This window comes from Herbaspirillum rhizosphaerae (assembly GCF_046025915.1).
In the GTDB taxonomy this organism is placed as follows: Bacteria; Pseudomonadota; Gammaproteobacteria; order Burkholderiales; family Burkholderiaceae_D; genus Herbaspirillum; species Herbaspirillum rhizosphaerae_A.
The window spans coordinates 144,099-158,783 of the sequence record NZ_JAQQFR010000004.1 but is presented as its reverse complement, the minus strand read 5'-3'; the positions used below and the strand labels follow the sequence as shown (position 1 = coordinate 158,783).

The 14,685-nt window shown below is 55.3% G+C and carries 14 protein-coding genes; 3 read left to right on the top strand and 11 right to left on the bottom strand.

Annotated elements, in window-relative coordinates:
• Positions 1 to 2: 2 nt before the first annotated feature.
• Positions 3 to 776 (bottom strand): TetR/AcrR family transcriptional regulator, encoded by a 774-nt coding sequence (locus PQR63_RS07650; protein WP_408167031.1) that lies wholly within the window; start codon positions 774 to 776, stop codon positions 3 to 5.
• Between the two features lie 44 nt (positions 777 to 820).
• Here PQR63_RS07650 and PQR63_RS07645 point away from each other — a divergent pair, with 44 nt between their 5' ends.
• From PQR63_RS07645 to PQR63_RS07635, 3 genes are read left to right on the top strand one after another with little or no spacing between them, the layout of a single operon-like run.
• Entirely contained in the window at positions 821 to 2,296 is a 1,476-nt protein-coding gene (locus tag PQR63_RS07645; RefSeq protein ID WP_408167029.1) for an efflux transporter outer membrane subunit, read from the top strand.
• 37 nt (positions 2,297 to 2,333) lie between these two features.
• Entirely contained in the window at positions 2,334 to 3,587 is a 1,254-nt protein-coding gene (locus PQR63_RS07640; protein WP_408167028.1) for an HlyD family secretion protein, read from the top strand.
• Between the two features lie 13 nt (positions 3,588 to 3,600).
• The gene (locus PQR63_RS07635) at positions 3,601 to 5,139 is read left to right on the top strand and encodes a DHA2 family efflux MFS transporter permease subunit (RefSeq protein WP_408167027.1); all 1,539 of its coding nucleotides are present in this window, start codon (positions 3,601 to 3,603) and stop codon (positions 5,137 to 5,139) included.
• 76 nt (positions 5,140 to 5,215) lie between these two features.
• On the opposite strand, the gene PQR63_RS07630 is transcribed toward PQR63_RS07635, so the two are convergent.
• From PQR63_RS07630 to PQR63_RS07585, 10 genes are all read right to left on the bottom strand, one after another.
• Positions 5,216 to 5,896: a Fe2+-dependent dioxygenase gene (locus PQR63_RS07630; RefSeq protein ID WP_408167025.1), complete on the bottom strand. Its 681-nt coding sequence runs from the start codon at positions 5,894 to 5,896 to the stop codon at positions 5,216 to 5,218.
• 122 nt (positions 5,897 to 6,018) lie between these two features.
• Positions 6,019 to 8,334, bottom strand: a complete 2,316-nt coding sequence (locus tag PQR63_RS07625; protein ID WP_408167023.1) for a catecholate siderophore receptor Fiu — start codon at positions 8,332 to 8,334, stop codon at positions 6,019 to 6,021.
• 318 nt (positions 8,335 to 8,652) lie between these two features.
• Positions 8,653 to 9,159 (bottom strand): hypothetical protein, encoded by a 507-nt coding sequence (locus PQR63_RS07620; RefSeq protein WP_408167021.1) that lies wholly within the window; start codon positions 9,157 to 9,159, stop codon positions 8,653 to 8,655.
• A complete protein-coding gene (locus tag PQR63_RS07615) occupies positions 9,156 to 9,791 on the bottom strand; it encodes a hypothetical protein (RefSeq protein WP_408167019.1) in 636 nt (211 codons plus the stop codon). The genes PQR63_RS07620 and PQR63_RS07615 overlap by 4 nt, the downstream gene beginning before the upstream one ends.
• Positions 9,788 to 10,216: a hypothetical protein gene (locus PQR63_RS07610; protein WP_408167018.1), complete on the bottom strand. Its 429-nt coding sequence runs from the start codon at positions 10,214 to 10,216 to the stop codon at positions 9,788 to 9,790. Before PQR63_RS07610 ends, PQR63_RS07615 begins: the two co-directional genes overlap by 4 nt.
• A gap of 8 nt (positions 10,217 to 10,224) precedes the next feature.
• Positions 10,225 to 10,779, bottom strand: a complete 555-nt coding sequence (locus tag PQR63_RS07605; protein WP_408167016.1) for a lysozyme — start codon at positions 10,777 to 10,779, stop codon at positions 10,225 to 10,227.
• 14 nt (positions 10,780 to 10,793) lie between these two features.
• Positions 10,794 to 11,324, bottom strand: a complete 531-nt coding sequence (locus PQR63_RS07600; RefSeq protein ID WP_408167013.1) for a PAAR domain-containing protein — start codon at positions 11,322 to 11,324, stop codon at positions 10,794 to 10,796.
• The gene (locus PQR63_RS07595; RefSeq protein WP_408167010.1) at positions 11,321 to 11,752 is read right to left on the bottom strand and encodes a PAAR domain-containing protein; all 432 of its coding nucleotides are present in this window, start codon (positions 11,750 to 11,752) and stop codon (positions 11,321 to 11,323) included. Before PQR63_RS07595 ends, PQR63_RS07600 begins: the two co-directional genes overlap by 4 nt.
• Before the next feature lie 214 nt (positions 11,753 to 11,966).
• Complete coding sequence (locus tag PQR63_RS07590) at positions 11,967 to 13,418, bottom strand: efflux transporter outer membrane subunit (protein ID WP_408167008.1); 1,452 nt, start codon at positions 13,416 to 13,418, stop codon at positions 11,967 to 11,969.
• Positions 13,418 to 14,674: an efflux RND transporter periplasmic adaptor subunit gene (locus tag PQR63_RS07585; RefSeq protein WP_408167006.1), complete on the bottom strand. Its 1,257-nt coding sequence runs from the start codon at positions 14,672 to 14,674 to the stop codon at positions 13,418 to 13,420. Before PQR63_RS07585 ends, PQR63_RS07590 begins: the two co-directional genes overlap by 1 nt.
• Positions 14,675 to 14,685 lie beyond the last annotated feature (11 nt).

The window sequence follows — 14,685 nt, the reverse complement described above, 5'->3', positions numbered from 1 at the left end:
GCTCAGTTCTTTTCCGCCGCATAGATCCGATAGAACGCATCGAGTGCGCGCTCCACCGACTCTTTCACCTTTGCGGGCGGCAATGAAGTAATCACGTTGAGGATGCGCCCCTCCGCCCATTCCGCCTCGATCAGTACGCGAAACTGTATTCCAGCGAGCCAGGAATCGGCCTCCCGGAAAATGCCTTTTTCCATCGCGCGTTTCATGAAGTCGGCGATGGCCAGCCAGCCGCGCCGTGGACCGTTTTCATAATACAAACAGCCCAGCTCGGAACGCTCGGCGTTGTAGTACAGCAAGCGTCGAACGGCGATCACTTCAGGCGAGAGCACCAGATGTAAATACTTATTGGCAAATACTTTCAAGGTCGTACGTACTTGTTCCGGATCCTTACTATCCTCTGCGAGGATGGCGAACAGCGACTCAAACTGCATGCCGGCTTGCTGCTTCATGACAGCAAGAAAGATCTCTTCCTTCGACGAGAAATAGTTGTACAGCGTCGCCTTCGATCCGCCCAGACGGGCGGAAATCTCTGCCATCGACGCGCGATCGAATCCTATCTCGTTAAATAATTCCGCCGCGACATCGATGATCGCCTGGCGCCGTTCTTCACTTTTCTTACGCATGTAAATCTTTGTCTGTGTGGCTGAGCCGTGATCGCCATTATGGCCTCGACCACGCCCCGCCTGGTTTCCCCGGAGGCTGTTGCTTTTTTTGCGACTGCAACATTTGCGACCCGTATTTTCGCCTAGTTTTGCTTGACGCTCGTTAAAAGTCAATACTATACTGAACTGTACAGTTTAATTATGAGTGGATTTACATCATGGAAGTTCAATCTGTTTCCTTCAAGGAAAACCGTTCGCAGTCGCTGCGACCGTTGCTGACGCTGTCGACGCTGGCCCTGGCGGCGCTGACGCTGGCCGGTTGTGCGCAGTTCTCGGACCTCGGCCCGCGCGCCGAACCCAAGGCCACCGACGCCTATCAATCATCGCAATCGCTCACCGGCACCACTGTTGGTACTGTTGCCTGGCCCGACGACAACTGGTGGACAGTCTACGGCGACAAACAACTCAACACCCTGATTGGCGAAGCCTTGCATGGCGCCCCTTCGTTGGCGGTGGCGCGTGCGCGCCTGCTGAAAGCTGAAGGCGTGGCGCAACAACAAGGCGCAGCCTTGCTGCCGCAAGTCAGCGCAAACGCTTCGCTGGATCGCATGAAGCAGAGTTATAACAACGGCGTGCCGGCCGACTTTGTGCCGCGCGGCTACAACAATGAAACACGCGCCACGCTCGACTTCAGCTACGAGATCGATTTCTGGGGCAAGAACCGCGCAGCGCTCGCCGCCGCGACCTCCGATCTCGAAGCCGCGCGCGCCGATGCCGCACAAGCGCGCATCACGCTGTCGACGTCGATTGCTGCAGCCTATGCCGAACTGGAGCGCCTGTTCAGCCAACGCGACACATCAGAAGCCGCTTTGCAAGTGCGCGTGGAAACTGAAAATCTGTTCCAGCAACGCCGCATCAACGGTCTGGAAACCGAAGGCAGCGTCAAGCAAGTCACCGCTCGCCGCGCCATGGCCGAAGCCGATCTGCTGAGCCTGGATGAATCGATTTCACTCCAGCGTAACAAGCTGGCGGCGCTGGCCGGCGCCGGTCCGGATCGCGGCCTGCAATTGGCGCGCCCGGTGATCGACATGTCCAAGCCGTTCAATCTGCCGAAAGAATTGCCGGCTGAATTGCTGGGACGCCGTCCCGACATCGTTGCTGCGCGTCTGCGTGCAGAGTCGGCCGCCAAGCAGATCAAGGTAGCGCGCGCGCAGTTTTATCCGAACGTGAACCTGAGCACCTACTTCGGCTTTCAGTCGCTGGGAACCAATCTGCTGACGCAATCGGGATCGAGTATCGGCAGCTTCGGCCCGGCCATCTCGTTGCCGATCTTCGAAGGTGGACGTCTGCGCGGACAGTTCCGTTCGGCCAGCGCCAGCTACGACGAAGCCGTCGCCAATTACGACAGCGCCGTCACGCAAGCCTTGCAGGATGTCGCCGACGTCGCCGTCAGCGAGAAAGCACTCAGCGGCCGCCTGAACAAGACCGAGGAAGCCGCGCACGCCGCCGAAGAAGCCTATCGCATCGTACGCAATCGTTATGAAGGCGGCCTCACCAATTATCTCGATGTACTCAATGCACAGGATGCACTGCTGACCAATCTGCGCGAGCTGTCGACCTTGCGCTCACGCATGTTCGCGCTCGACGTCTCCATGGTGCGCGCACTGGGCGGCGGCTATCAGCACGCCAGCTAATCGAAAAACCGAATTCAACAAGCTACAAGGAACCGTCATGTCACACAGTGATTCTCAAGCAATCCAAACCATCGCCGCCAGCACGGATAAGGCACCCAGCAAGCGCAAGAAGCTGTTCTCCATTTTTGGCGGTGTGATCGCCGTCGCTGCCATCGGCTACGGCACCTACTGGTATTTCATCGGCTCGCGCTACGTCACGACCGACAACGCCTACACCGCCGTCGAAATATCGCAGGTAACACCGGCCATCAACGGTATCGTGTCGGAAGTCAAAGTCGTCGATACGCAATACGTCAAGCAAGGCGACGTGCTGGTGGTCATCGACAAGCGCGATGCGGCGCTCGCCCTGGCGCAAGCCGAAGCCGACCTGAGCCGCGCAGAACGCCGCGTGCAAGGCTACTTTGCCAACGACACCGGACTCGCAGCGCAGGTGCTGGCGCGCGAAGCGGAACAAAAACGTTCAGCCGCACAACTGCTGTCGGCACAAGCCGATCTGCAACGCGCCGAACTGGATCTGCGTCGCCGCGAAGCACTGGCAAAATCCGGCTCGGTATCGGGTGAAGAGCTGACCAACGCCCGCACCACACTGCTGACCATGCAAGCCAATCTGAAAGCTGCCGAAGCCGGCCGCATCCAGGCTGACGCCAACCGCGGCGCCACCATCGGCGCGCAAAAAGCCAGCACCGTATTGACTGCCAACACCACCGTCGACACCAATCCGGAAGTCACATTTGCGCGTACCAAGCGTGACCAGGCCAAGCTGGATCTGGAACGCACCGTGCTGCGCGCACCGGTGGACGGCGTCGTCGCCCGCCGCCAGGTGCAAGTTGGCCAACGCGTGCAAGCCGGTACGGCACTGCTGTCGGTAGTCCCGACTGGCCTGATGCACGTTGACGCCAACTTCAAGGAAGGCCAGTTGGCGCAGGTGCGTCTGGGTCAACCTGTCACCATGAAGGCCGACATCTACGGCAGCGCGGTGGAATATCACGGCACCGTGATCGGCGTGGCCGGCGGCACTGGCTCTGCCTTCGCCGTCATCCCGGCGCAAAACGCCACCGGCAACTGGATCAAGGTCGTGCAACGTCTGCCGGTGCGCATCTCTATCGATAGCAAGGAATTGGTGGCGCAGCCGCTGAGCGTCGGCTTATCGATGGATGTGTCGATCGACACACGTGGCAAGAGCGGTGCCGGGAATAACAGCAACGCCGCCAATGCGGCGATGACCTCCAACAGCGCGCTGACTGTCGGCAAGAATGACAGCAACAAACCAGTCAACGCATCGACTCTGTAATCAGGCGGCAATCATGTCATCCAATTTTTCCGACGCGGCCATGAAGCCGCTGGAAGGCGCGCAGCTGATCGGCGCCGGCTTGCTGCTGGCGGCCGCCAACTTCATTGCCGTGCTTGACACCACGATCGCCAACGTCTCGGTGTCGACGATCTCCGGCGCGCTGGGCGCGTCGTCTAGCCAGGGCACTTACGTCATTACTTCGTACGCCGTGGCGGAAGCGATCACCGTCCCGCTGACCGGCTGGCTCGCCAATCGGTTCGGCACGGTGCGCGTGTTCATCACGTCGATGATCCTGTTCGGCGTGTTCTCCGCGCTGTGCGGTCTGGCCAATTCGCTCGGCATGCTGATCGCCTTCCGCGTGTTGCAAGGACTGGCCGGCGGTCCGCTGATGCCTTTGTCGCAAACCCTGCTGCTGCGCATTTTCCCCAAGGAGAAAGCACCCGCCGCCGTCGGCTTGTGGGCCATGACCACGCTGATTGCACCCATCGCGGGGCCGATTCTCGGCGGCGTGCTGTGCGATCAGTACAGCTGGCCTTACATCTTCTTCATCAACGTGCCGGTGGCGCTGCTGTGCGGCTACATGGGCTGGAAGATGCTCAAGCGCTATGAATCGCCGTTGCTGAAACTGCCTATCGACAAGATCGGCCTGATCCTGATGGTGGTTTGGGTCGCTGCACTGCAACTGATGCTCGACGAAGGCAAAGAGAAGGACTGGTTCGCCTCCAATGAAATCATCATCCTGGCGCTGGTGGCCGTTGCAGGTTTCGTCGCCTTCATGATCTGGGAGCTGACCGAGCGCAATCCGATTGTCGATCTGCGGGTGTTCCGCCATCGCGGCTACTCGGCCAGCGTGACGACCATCTGCCTCGCCTTCGGTGCGTTCTTTGGCGCGACGGTGCTGACGCCGTTATGGCTACAAGGCTACATGGGCTACACGGCGACGCACTCGGGTGAGACCACGGCGATGAGCGGCATCCTCGCGGTCATGACGGCACCGTTTGTGGCAAAGATGTCGACCAAGGTCGATCCGCGCAAGCTGGTCTTTATCGGTGTGATGTGGCTGGGTGCGGTGACACTGTTCCGCAGCTTCAACACCTCCGACATGACCAACTTCCAGATCGGCTGGCCGCTGCTGTTGCAAGGTATTGGTCTGCCGTTGTTCTTCGTGCCGCTGACCGGCCTGGCGCTGGCCAGCGTGGACGAATCGGAGATGGCATCGGCGGCAGGTCTGATGAGTTTCTGCCGGACCATGTCGGGTGCGATTGCCACCTCGCTGGTCAACACCAGCTGGGAAAACAAATCGATCTACTATCACGCCGAATTGTCCGGTCTGGTCGATCAGTTCGGCGATGCCGTCAATTCGCTGACGCAAGCCGGCATGTCGCTGGATCAGGCGCGCGCCAGCATCGAACAAACCTTGCAGTCGCAGAGCATCATGCTGTCGACCAATCACATCTTCATGATGGCGGCGATCTCATTCGGGCTGGCAGCGGCGGCGGTGTGGTTTGCACCGAAGCCGACGCGGGTGGCGGATACTTCGGCGGCGCATTGAGGTAAGACGCGACTGGAAAGAAAAAAGGGATGCCAATCAACGGCATCCCTTTTTTTGTCATACCTCACCGCATCATCTACAGCTCGGCCCATTGGCGCAGCAGATTGTGATAATGCCCGGTCAGACCGAGGACTTCTTCGGTGTCGCCGAGCTTGCCGCGCAGGCTCGAAATGTTCTGGTCCAGTTCGAACAGAAGGCTACGCTGCCAATCGTCGCGCACCATGCTTTGCGTCCAGAAAAAAGAACACACCCGCGCCCCGCTGCTCACGGGCTCCACGCGGTGCAGGCTGGTCGACGGATAGAGAATCAAATCACCAGCCGGAAGTTTGACTTCATGCATGCCGTAAGTGTCGACAACGACCAGTTCACCGCCTTCGTACTCTTCAGGCGCCGACAGAAACAAGGTCGAGGACAAGTCTGTGCGAATGCTCAGTCCGGTACCGGGCACTGCACGCACCGAGCCGTCGACATGCAATCCGTAATGCTCCCCGCCTTCATAACTGTTAAACAAAGGCGGTATCGTCGTCTTCGGCAGGGCAGCGGCGAAAAACAAGGGATTCTTCTTCAGCGCCGCCAGGATGATTTCGCCAAGCCTGATGGTCACAGGCGAAGACTCAGGCAGTTGGCGATTGCGCTTGACCTTGGCGCCCTGCTCGCCCACGGTCGCCTTGCCGTCGACCCAGTCCGCACCGGCCAGCTCCTGCCGGATGAAAGCGACCTCGGCTGCCGTCAATACTTCAGGAATGTGCAACATCATGATCGTTCTCCAATGAAAAGCCCCTCCATACAGGAGGGGCCTGATTTCGAGCATTTCACTTTACGGCCGGCCACTATGAACCATACGGGAGAGCCGAAGGTTTGCCCCGGCTCAACACCGCATCAGAACTTGAGGTTGGCGGTCAGCGTTACTGCACGCGGTGTGCCAGGCGTATAGCGATAACCGCTCTTGTTGATGGCGGCCACGTAATCCTTATTGAAGATATTGTACAAATTCAACTGCAGTTCCAGGTTTTTGTTGACCACATAACTGGTCATGCCATCGAACACCCAGTAGGAATTGGCATACTGTGGGGTACCACTATTGACGTCATCGGTGCCGCGCAGCAGCGAACTCACATAACGTGCACCACCGCCGATGGTGAAGCCCTGCGGCAGCTTGTAGGTCGCCCATGAAGTGAAGGCTTGTTTAGGTGTGTAGGCCAGGTTGTTTTCGCCATTGGCGGTGACGATCGCACCACTGTCGACCTTGGTGTCCATATAGGTATAGCCGGCCGTCAGCGACAGATTCGATGTCACTTCCCCGGTCACACCCAGTTCAATCCCCTGAACGGTCTTCTTGCCGGTCTGGAAGTACAGGCCGGAGGTGGCATCCTGTTCCACTTCGTTGTTGACCTGAGTGCGGTACAAGGCTGCAGTCACGGCCAGCTTTTTGTTCAGCAGATCCCACTTGGTGCCGATTTCTGCCGTCTTGGTCTTTTGCGGCGCAAAGTTCGGATTGTCCGCGCTGTTGGCGGAAGAACTCAACGCGAAGCTGTTGCCGCCAGGTGGTTGCTGCGACGTCGCATACAAGGCATAGAGACTGCTGTTTTCGGTCGGCTTGTAGATACCGGCCAGCTTCCAGTTGAACAGATTGCCGTTGGTGCTGAAGTTCTGGCGGAACAATGTCCCCGCGGCGACGCCCGTAGGACAAAGTGTTCCACGTCCCGATGTGACGCACTTGTAGCCGCTGCCGGCGTCCATATTGTAGTGATCAACACGAACCCCGCCGTTTACCGACCAGCGCTCGTTGAACTTGAGCGTATCGAACAGGTAAGCCGAGATGGTATTGGTTTTGCCGGAAGAATTCAGGCCGGAATTCGGCGTCATCGTCCACGTTCCCCGTCCAGCGTTGGGATTCGGGTTATAAAGATTGGCGGCGGGTAAGCTTCCGCTCGTATCGTAACCGACGTTGTCTTGCTTCTCCTGCGTTAACTCGAGACCACCCATCAGCGTGTGCTTGATGTCACCGGACTGAAGGTTGGCGGTGACATAGGTCTGGTTGGTAAGGATGGTATTGGTCTGATCCTTGATGGTCGGATTGGAACGGGCAACGGTCCATGTCGACAAATCAGCCGGGTTCGGCGTCACCAGGTTTGCCGCGCTCCCCATGAAGGAAGTCAGCAGATAATTCTGATGCGTTCTGCCATAACGCGTCGTGTTCTGCAGCTTCACATCCGGCGAGAAGTCATGTTCGACGCGCAGGGTCACCCGATCGGTGCTGACATCGTTGTAGTCGCTGGTGAGACCGTAGAAATTCGCCGAATTCACCCTGGGTGCACTGGTCACATACGCCCGTGGTGCAATGATCGGTGCAGCGACCGTCTGCGGACTTCTGTAACCCGGCAGTCCGATCGTGGGCACCCCGCCATCCGGTACGTCGTTCTGCTCCATGTGCAGGTAATCCAGGAAGATACGGGTAGTGGTACCCAACCCGTTCGCCAGCGATGCGGCTACGCCGCTGTGGTCGTTCTTGACTTCGTGGCGCCCGGGCACACCGCTGTCCTGTTTCATCAGGTTGAGGCGGAGGGCAGTGCCGGCTTCGGTGTTGAGCACCTTGTTCCAATCGGCAGTCGCGCGCTTCTGGTTCCAGCTGCCATACGTTGCTGTGGCGCTGAAGGCGTCGCTCATTTCCGCCTGCTTGGTGACCAGGTTGATGGAACCGGTCGGCGAGCCGCGGCCATTGTCTGTGCCTGCCGCCCCCTTCAGTACTTCTACCTGCTGGATGTTGAACATGTCGCGCGAGACCGAACCCAGATCGCGCACGCTGTCGACGAAAATGGCGCCGGATGCATCGAAGCCGCGCATGTAGATGGCATCACCCGTGTTGGTGGAGCCGTTCTCGCCGAGATAGAAAGTGCTCACGCCTGGGCTGTTACGCAGCGCTTCGGTCAACGTGGTCGCGTTTTGCTGATCGATCAGTTGCCTCTTGATGACTTGCAGCGTTTGCGGGGTGTCGACCAGCGGCTGCGTATACTTGGCAGACGAAGCGCGTTCTGCCTTGTAGCCGCCGTCCTGCGTTGTCGTCACTTCAACGCTGGGCAGTTGCGATTGCTGGGCATGGGCGACAGCCGGCAGCAGAAGTGCACCGGCGATTGCAGCTGTTATTTTCGGATTGAAACGCGGTTGTGCATGTTTGCGATTTTTTATGTAAGTCATGAACGGAACTCATAATGAAAGTTTCGGACTGGCTGGCTTACATCTGCAATACAAGCTGGCTGGCTAAACTAGGATTGTTTTAATTTGCGTACCGATGACGCGGCATATTGACGATATGGACGGCGTGGATGGCGTAGACAAAAAGACAAAACCACCGCATCCGACTGGACGTCCAAATAGAGCGGCATCGAGAGATGAGCGCCTCAATATTTTTACTGGATCTTATTCTAAGTGATAATCGTTACTATTTGAATAAATTATTACAAATTTTAGACAAATATTTACTTTGCGTCATATCTGTCTAACGCTTCAATGCCATCAATGTTTAAGAGGAGATGATATAAAAAATAATCTACGAGGATTTGAGGTCATATCTAAAAGATAGGCTCGAGGAGGGGCCTTTTCCATCGGACGGCTCAATGCTATGCATAAATATCGTTTTTGTTTGTATTCCAAGAACGACCAATCAGCTAATAGATCCAACTCCATATCGCCATTTTTCAAGTCGTTCTTGTAGCGACTGACGCTCATCTCTGTCGGAGTAGCATCAGCGACTGAATAGAGAGACTTGCCAAAAATGATAAAAGACATCCCAGATTTCGTTTTGGCATAACCAATTTTTTGGCCCCGAAATTGGCTATAACTTACCATCAAATCACCCTGATAATTATTCTCCTCGACAATCTCGTTCATTGGTATTTGCGTAGTTTTTACTCCTCTTGCAGAGTCGCTGACGCCACAAGAATTTCGAACAAGAGTTAGAGGGACCTGAGCATTGGCTGATATTGAAAATAGCAAAAATCCGATGACAATAATTTTTTTCATTTATACGGTTTTGCTTTGGTGGTATTCGTCCCAGAAAACCAGTCAATTGTGCCATCGACCTTAAATCTATAAAAATTATCAGGTTGAACAAAGCTAAGTTTTATCTGCGATTTAGTTCTCTCGAACATTCCATTCCTCAATGTATAAGAGACTAATCGCAAGCCATCTGCGTCGTATGCAGAGCGATAGTTGACAATCGTTGCTTCAAAAAATGTTGGGTTATTGTCTGCATTCCTACCGATACTTATGCATGAAGAAAACAGGCTTGGCAATTTATAAGTCTTTAGCGACTTTCCGTATATAAGATAGACTGCCCTATGCCGAACCGCTGTTCCACTAGCAGCGTTACTTTGCCCTTCAAGACAATAGCGTTCTGAGTCCTTAAACAAAAGAGGAGCGCGCCCTAAATCCCCATCGAATACGGATTCACCTGGAAACACCACTGCTGTAGCTAAAGCGATGGACTTCCCGTTAAGCCAAATGGTTTGATCATTTATACGAATTGTCTTGCCAGTCTCTTTGAACATGCGATTGGGCAGACTACTATAAAACGAAGAGTAGCCTTCATAAATGGTGTTTGCTTGGACGCTAAGCGCGATGAACAAGCCTGTCAAAAAAACTAATTCTTTCATCTGTATGGATCGTACGGCCCACCTCTGTGACACTCCTCTATATCCTCTTGCATACATATATAAAATTTTTTGCTCTTAGCGAGGAGATCAAGTTGATTTGAGGTGCAAGACCATGCATACATAAAACTTAAACTACCCTGCTCTGAAACAGGGACTCCAGTGTAGGTGGAGAAACAGACTTTCTCTGCTATTTTGGCAGCTTTTTTATAGTAAGAAATTAGCTCCGCTTTAGATTTTTTACTCAGCATAGTTGATGCTGAAATAGCTTTCGTCAGATCCTTAAATTCACTCAGCGATTTTTCATATTTTTTCTTGGCACAATTTTCCATATCAATTGGAGAAGTGGCCTCGTTACATTCTGTCGATGCATAAGCAAAACTTGATATGAGAGCAAAGATAAATGGTATATGTTTTCTTAAGATCATTATTTTTATCAATGTGTTGAATCGTAGTTACAAGCTAAAAACATCGCATGTTCTTGCCGCCGTCTTTTGACTAATCCTGGCATCCCATTATTTGTTATGTCCAAAATCTCCGCGGCACCTCCCGCGTAGTCGCCAGAATTTATTTTTCGACAAAGAGTCGGAGCAATTTTTTTGAGGCTGCCAACGTTGTAAGCGAGACTACAAAGTGCGTCAAATTCATTCTGATACAAGGGAACCAAAATTGCCGATCTAACCAATTCTTCATGCTTCGGGACATCTTGCGCAAACAGATCATGAGCATCTTCTATCGTAATAGAACCTGTTCGCCTTTGGTGAGCGCATGATGTAAGCCCACCAACCAAATGCCCCCAGCCAACCATGCAAAAACCTCGGTTATCATCGTAGTACTTCAAAGATAAAGACTCCCAAGATTTCACGAAGTCTTTCCCATTCTCAGATAATTCCAAGGACTGAACTCGAAATCTTGGATAGGTCAGGGTAACTAGTGAATTTGGCTCAGTATTTGTAACGGCCGATCCAACGATATTTGATCTGTCTTCCATACACAGCTCCATTCTTAATCTATGTATCCAATACGAATTTCTACTTTTTCACTCTTTTTCGTGACATGACGTTTTGTCCGTCCCTCATGATCCGTCAAGCCGCTTTCCATCTCTCCTGATGAATGTCTAATTGTGTAGGGAACATTATCAAGTGGCCACCCAGCGCCGTCTCTGAGCATAAATTGCTCATCAAACTGTAAATCTACATTTGTTTTTTCTCCTCGAATTACCCCAAAGCCCTGAACAGCGACTTCTTCCGCCGTCATCATCTGCCAATCATTGTCCTGATAAGCGATCAGTTTTGGCGCTGGTCTACAACCACAGACACATATATCGTCATTGAGGGCTGGACGTTTTCCCATCCAGTTGTCATTCAGACGCGCACCTTGTCCAACGACCGTGCCGATCTTCTTGCACGCTGGGCAGTAGATCTTATCGTTGAGCATGATGTACTTGCGACCATGCCAGGTAGAGTGGTCTTGCGACGCTATCGGCCTCCCACCAGATGAGGTCTTGTCACCTTCAAAAATGTAGAAGCGCTTCATGCCAGCGAGGCTTCCAAGGAGGGCGGTATGTATCCCTCCTGAAGAAAACCGGGGATGGGTGGCATGCCTGCGCGAATAACGATGCCGTAACCTTTCTGGTCACTAGTTTCGATTACGTCGCCATTGCTGACATGGCTACCCTCAACGGCAAGGCACTTTCCGCCATATATCGACGCAGCGCCCGCGCCTGAGGTGATGGTGGCAATTTCCCCATTCGGGTAGCGCACCTCATCGCCAACCAACGCCACCGAAATACCATTAATTGTGTGGTCTGAGGTGGCTGTAAGAACTACGCCGCCATTCTTGGTTTTTGAACCTAAAGTGATGAAGTCATGCTTACTAATGATAGGTAACGCTTTTATTCGCTGATTTTCTTCAATCCACCAAATCGCGTTCAGATCAGTTACTTCGATTCCGTCGTACAGCATGCTGTGCCTCTCACCCTTTGGTTGTCGGATTCACATGTTAGTCATGTAAAAGCTTCCAGCAAGCCCTAATGCTGATCGTTAAAACAAAAAAGCGCCGCTGCGAAATTATTCGGAGCGGCGCCTCTTTTTTTTACGACTATTTTTACTTCAAAAATCGAAGCTGGTGAATTTAACTGAACGGCATTAGCCTCGGCCCCGTTTTTTTATCCACCGACTATTTCTGCGCGAGCTTCGCATCCGGCCAGTCGCCGCCCAAGGCCTTGATCAGAAAGACCGAAGTCAGCATGCGCTGCCCCATCAGCTGCGCGGCCTGGCGTTCGCTGTTGAGCAGCGACTGCTGCGCGGTGATCACATCGAGGTAGGTCGCCACACCGCCTTCATAACGGCTGTTGGCGATGTCCAGCACACGGCGCGCCGAGACGATCGCAGCCTGGGCCTGCGCATAAGCGCGATCCAATGCGGACACACCGGTGATGCCGTCTTCCACTTCCTGCATTGCGGTCAGTACGATACGACGGTAGTTGGCGACAGAGGCTTCATAGCCGCCCTTGGCGAAATCAACGTTGGCGCTAATGCGACCGCCATCGAACAGGGTCTGCGTCAGGGATACCCCCAACGACCACACCACGCTCGGCGCATTGAACAAGGTCTCGATGTTGCGGCTGTCAACGCCATACGAGGGCGCCAGAATCACACTTGGAAAAAACGCTGCACGGGCCACGCCGATTTGCGCATTGGAAGCGGCCATGGCGCGCTCTGCAGAAGCGATATCAGGCCGGCGTTCCAACAGGTCGGATGGGATCCCGATCGGTACTGCCGGCGGCGTCATCGGCGCCAATGCAGGCGGCAAGGAGAAGTTCGGCGCAGGAGTACCAGTCAGCGTCGCGATAGCGTGTTCATATTGCGAGCGCGCCTTGCGCAGCACATCCACCTGCGTCAGCGTGGTGTCGAGCAAGGCTTGCTGCTGGGCGACGTCCAGACCGGAAGTCGCGCCGAGATCATGACGCGACGTCGCCAGTTCCAGCGCCTTGCGTTGCAGCTCGATAGAACGCGACAGCACGTCGAGTTCGACATCCAGCTCGCGCAGGTTGAAGTAATTGGTCGCCAGATCGGCGCTCAACAGCAGACGCGTGTTTTCCAGATCGGCGGCGGATTGCTCGGCCGAGGCACGGGCGCCTTCGACATTGCGCTGCACGCGGCCGAACAGATCAACTTCATAGCTGGCGTTCAGGCCCAACGCAAAATCATTCTGCACCGTGGCAAAGTTGGGCGAGTTGTAGTTGGTCAGCGGCCGGTTGCCGGCGATGCGCAAACGCGAGGCGCGAACGCCGGTGCTCACTTGCGGATACATGCCGGTCGAAACCGAATTGGCGGTAGCGCGTGCCTGCGTCAGCCGTGCAGCGGCAAACGCCAGCGTCTGGTTGCCGGAAAGCGCCTGCTCTTGCAAGGCGTTCAGTTTGGTGTCGCCGAAACGTTCCCACCACGCGCCCTTGGCTTGCGTGTCGCTAGGCGTACTTTGACGCCACGGCGCATCAAGCTGCCAGGTGACCGGCATGTCGACGTCAGGCTTGCGATAGTCGGGACCGACTGCGCAGCCCGCCAATACGATGGCGCTCAGCGCAATGGCAGAGGTAGCGACAGCAATCGGATGCAGGCGCAGCTTCATCACGACTTGCCTTGTTCTGTTGGTTTGCCTTCCGCCTTGGCAGCCGGTTTGGTTTCGGGAGCCAAGGCAACCTCGTCGCCTTCCGCCACAGAATCGGACGGATTGAGAATCAGACGTTCGGTACCGGTGATGCCGTCGAGAATTTCCACGGTCTGGCCATAGTTACGGCCGAGTTGCACACGTTTCAGATGCACGCGGTTCTTGTCGTCGACGACTGCTACAAGACTACCGTCACGACGGAACATCAGCGTATCGGTCGACACCACCAGCGCACCACTCGGCTTCAGCGGCAAAGCCACTTGAACAAACGCGCCCGGCAACAAGGCGCCATCGGCGTTCGGCAACGATACTTCCACCTGCATGGTACGCGTGCTGATATCGATCGAAGCCGCAGTGCGGACAACCTTGCCTTCGAAGCTCTTGCCGCGTAGTTCGGATTGCGTCACGACGACCTTCTGCCCCTGTTTGATCAGATTGGCATAAGACTGCGGCACGTTGATGTAGACGCGCAGCGGATCAGTCTGCGCCAGCGTGAACAGGGCACGTCCTGCACCGCCACCGGCACCCGGGTCGATCAGATCGCCGACATCGACATTGCGACGTGTGATCACGCCGGCGAACGGTGCGACGATGCGTTTGAAGCCTTCCACCTGACGCAGGCGCTCCACATTGGCGTCGGCAGCGGCGAGGTTGGAACGGGCTTGCGAATAACCACTGCGGCGCTCGTCGAGTTCCTGTTGCGAGACGGCGTCTTTCTTGCGCAGTGCTTCCCAGCGATCCACCGTGCTCTTGGCCAGTTCCAGACTGGATGCAGCTTGCTGGCGCGCGGCGATGGCTTGCGACAATTGCTGGTCGATTTCCGGCGTATCGAGTTCAGCCAGCAGCTCACCCTTTTCGACGCGGCTGCCGATATCCTTGTGCCAGCGTTTCAGATAGCCTGCTGCGCGCGCTGAAATCGGCGACTGTACAAAGCCTTGCAGCGTGCCCGGCAGGGATAGCGTCTGGCCGGCGTCGCTGCTTTTGGCGATGGCGGTCTTGACGTATTGCTTGGCACGCTCTGCCGTACCGGATTCCAGTTCGCGTGCATTGAAGACGCGGCTGATGACGGTGCGGGCAGCGCCCACGGCGAGCAGCACCAGCACCACGATCATGACGATCTTGGTGCGGCGTACGATCTGCTGACGTTTCAGCAGCTCTCCGGATGCATCCGGATCCACGGGATGGATGCCGAGTTGAGAATGACGTTCTTGCGACATTGCTTCCTATC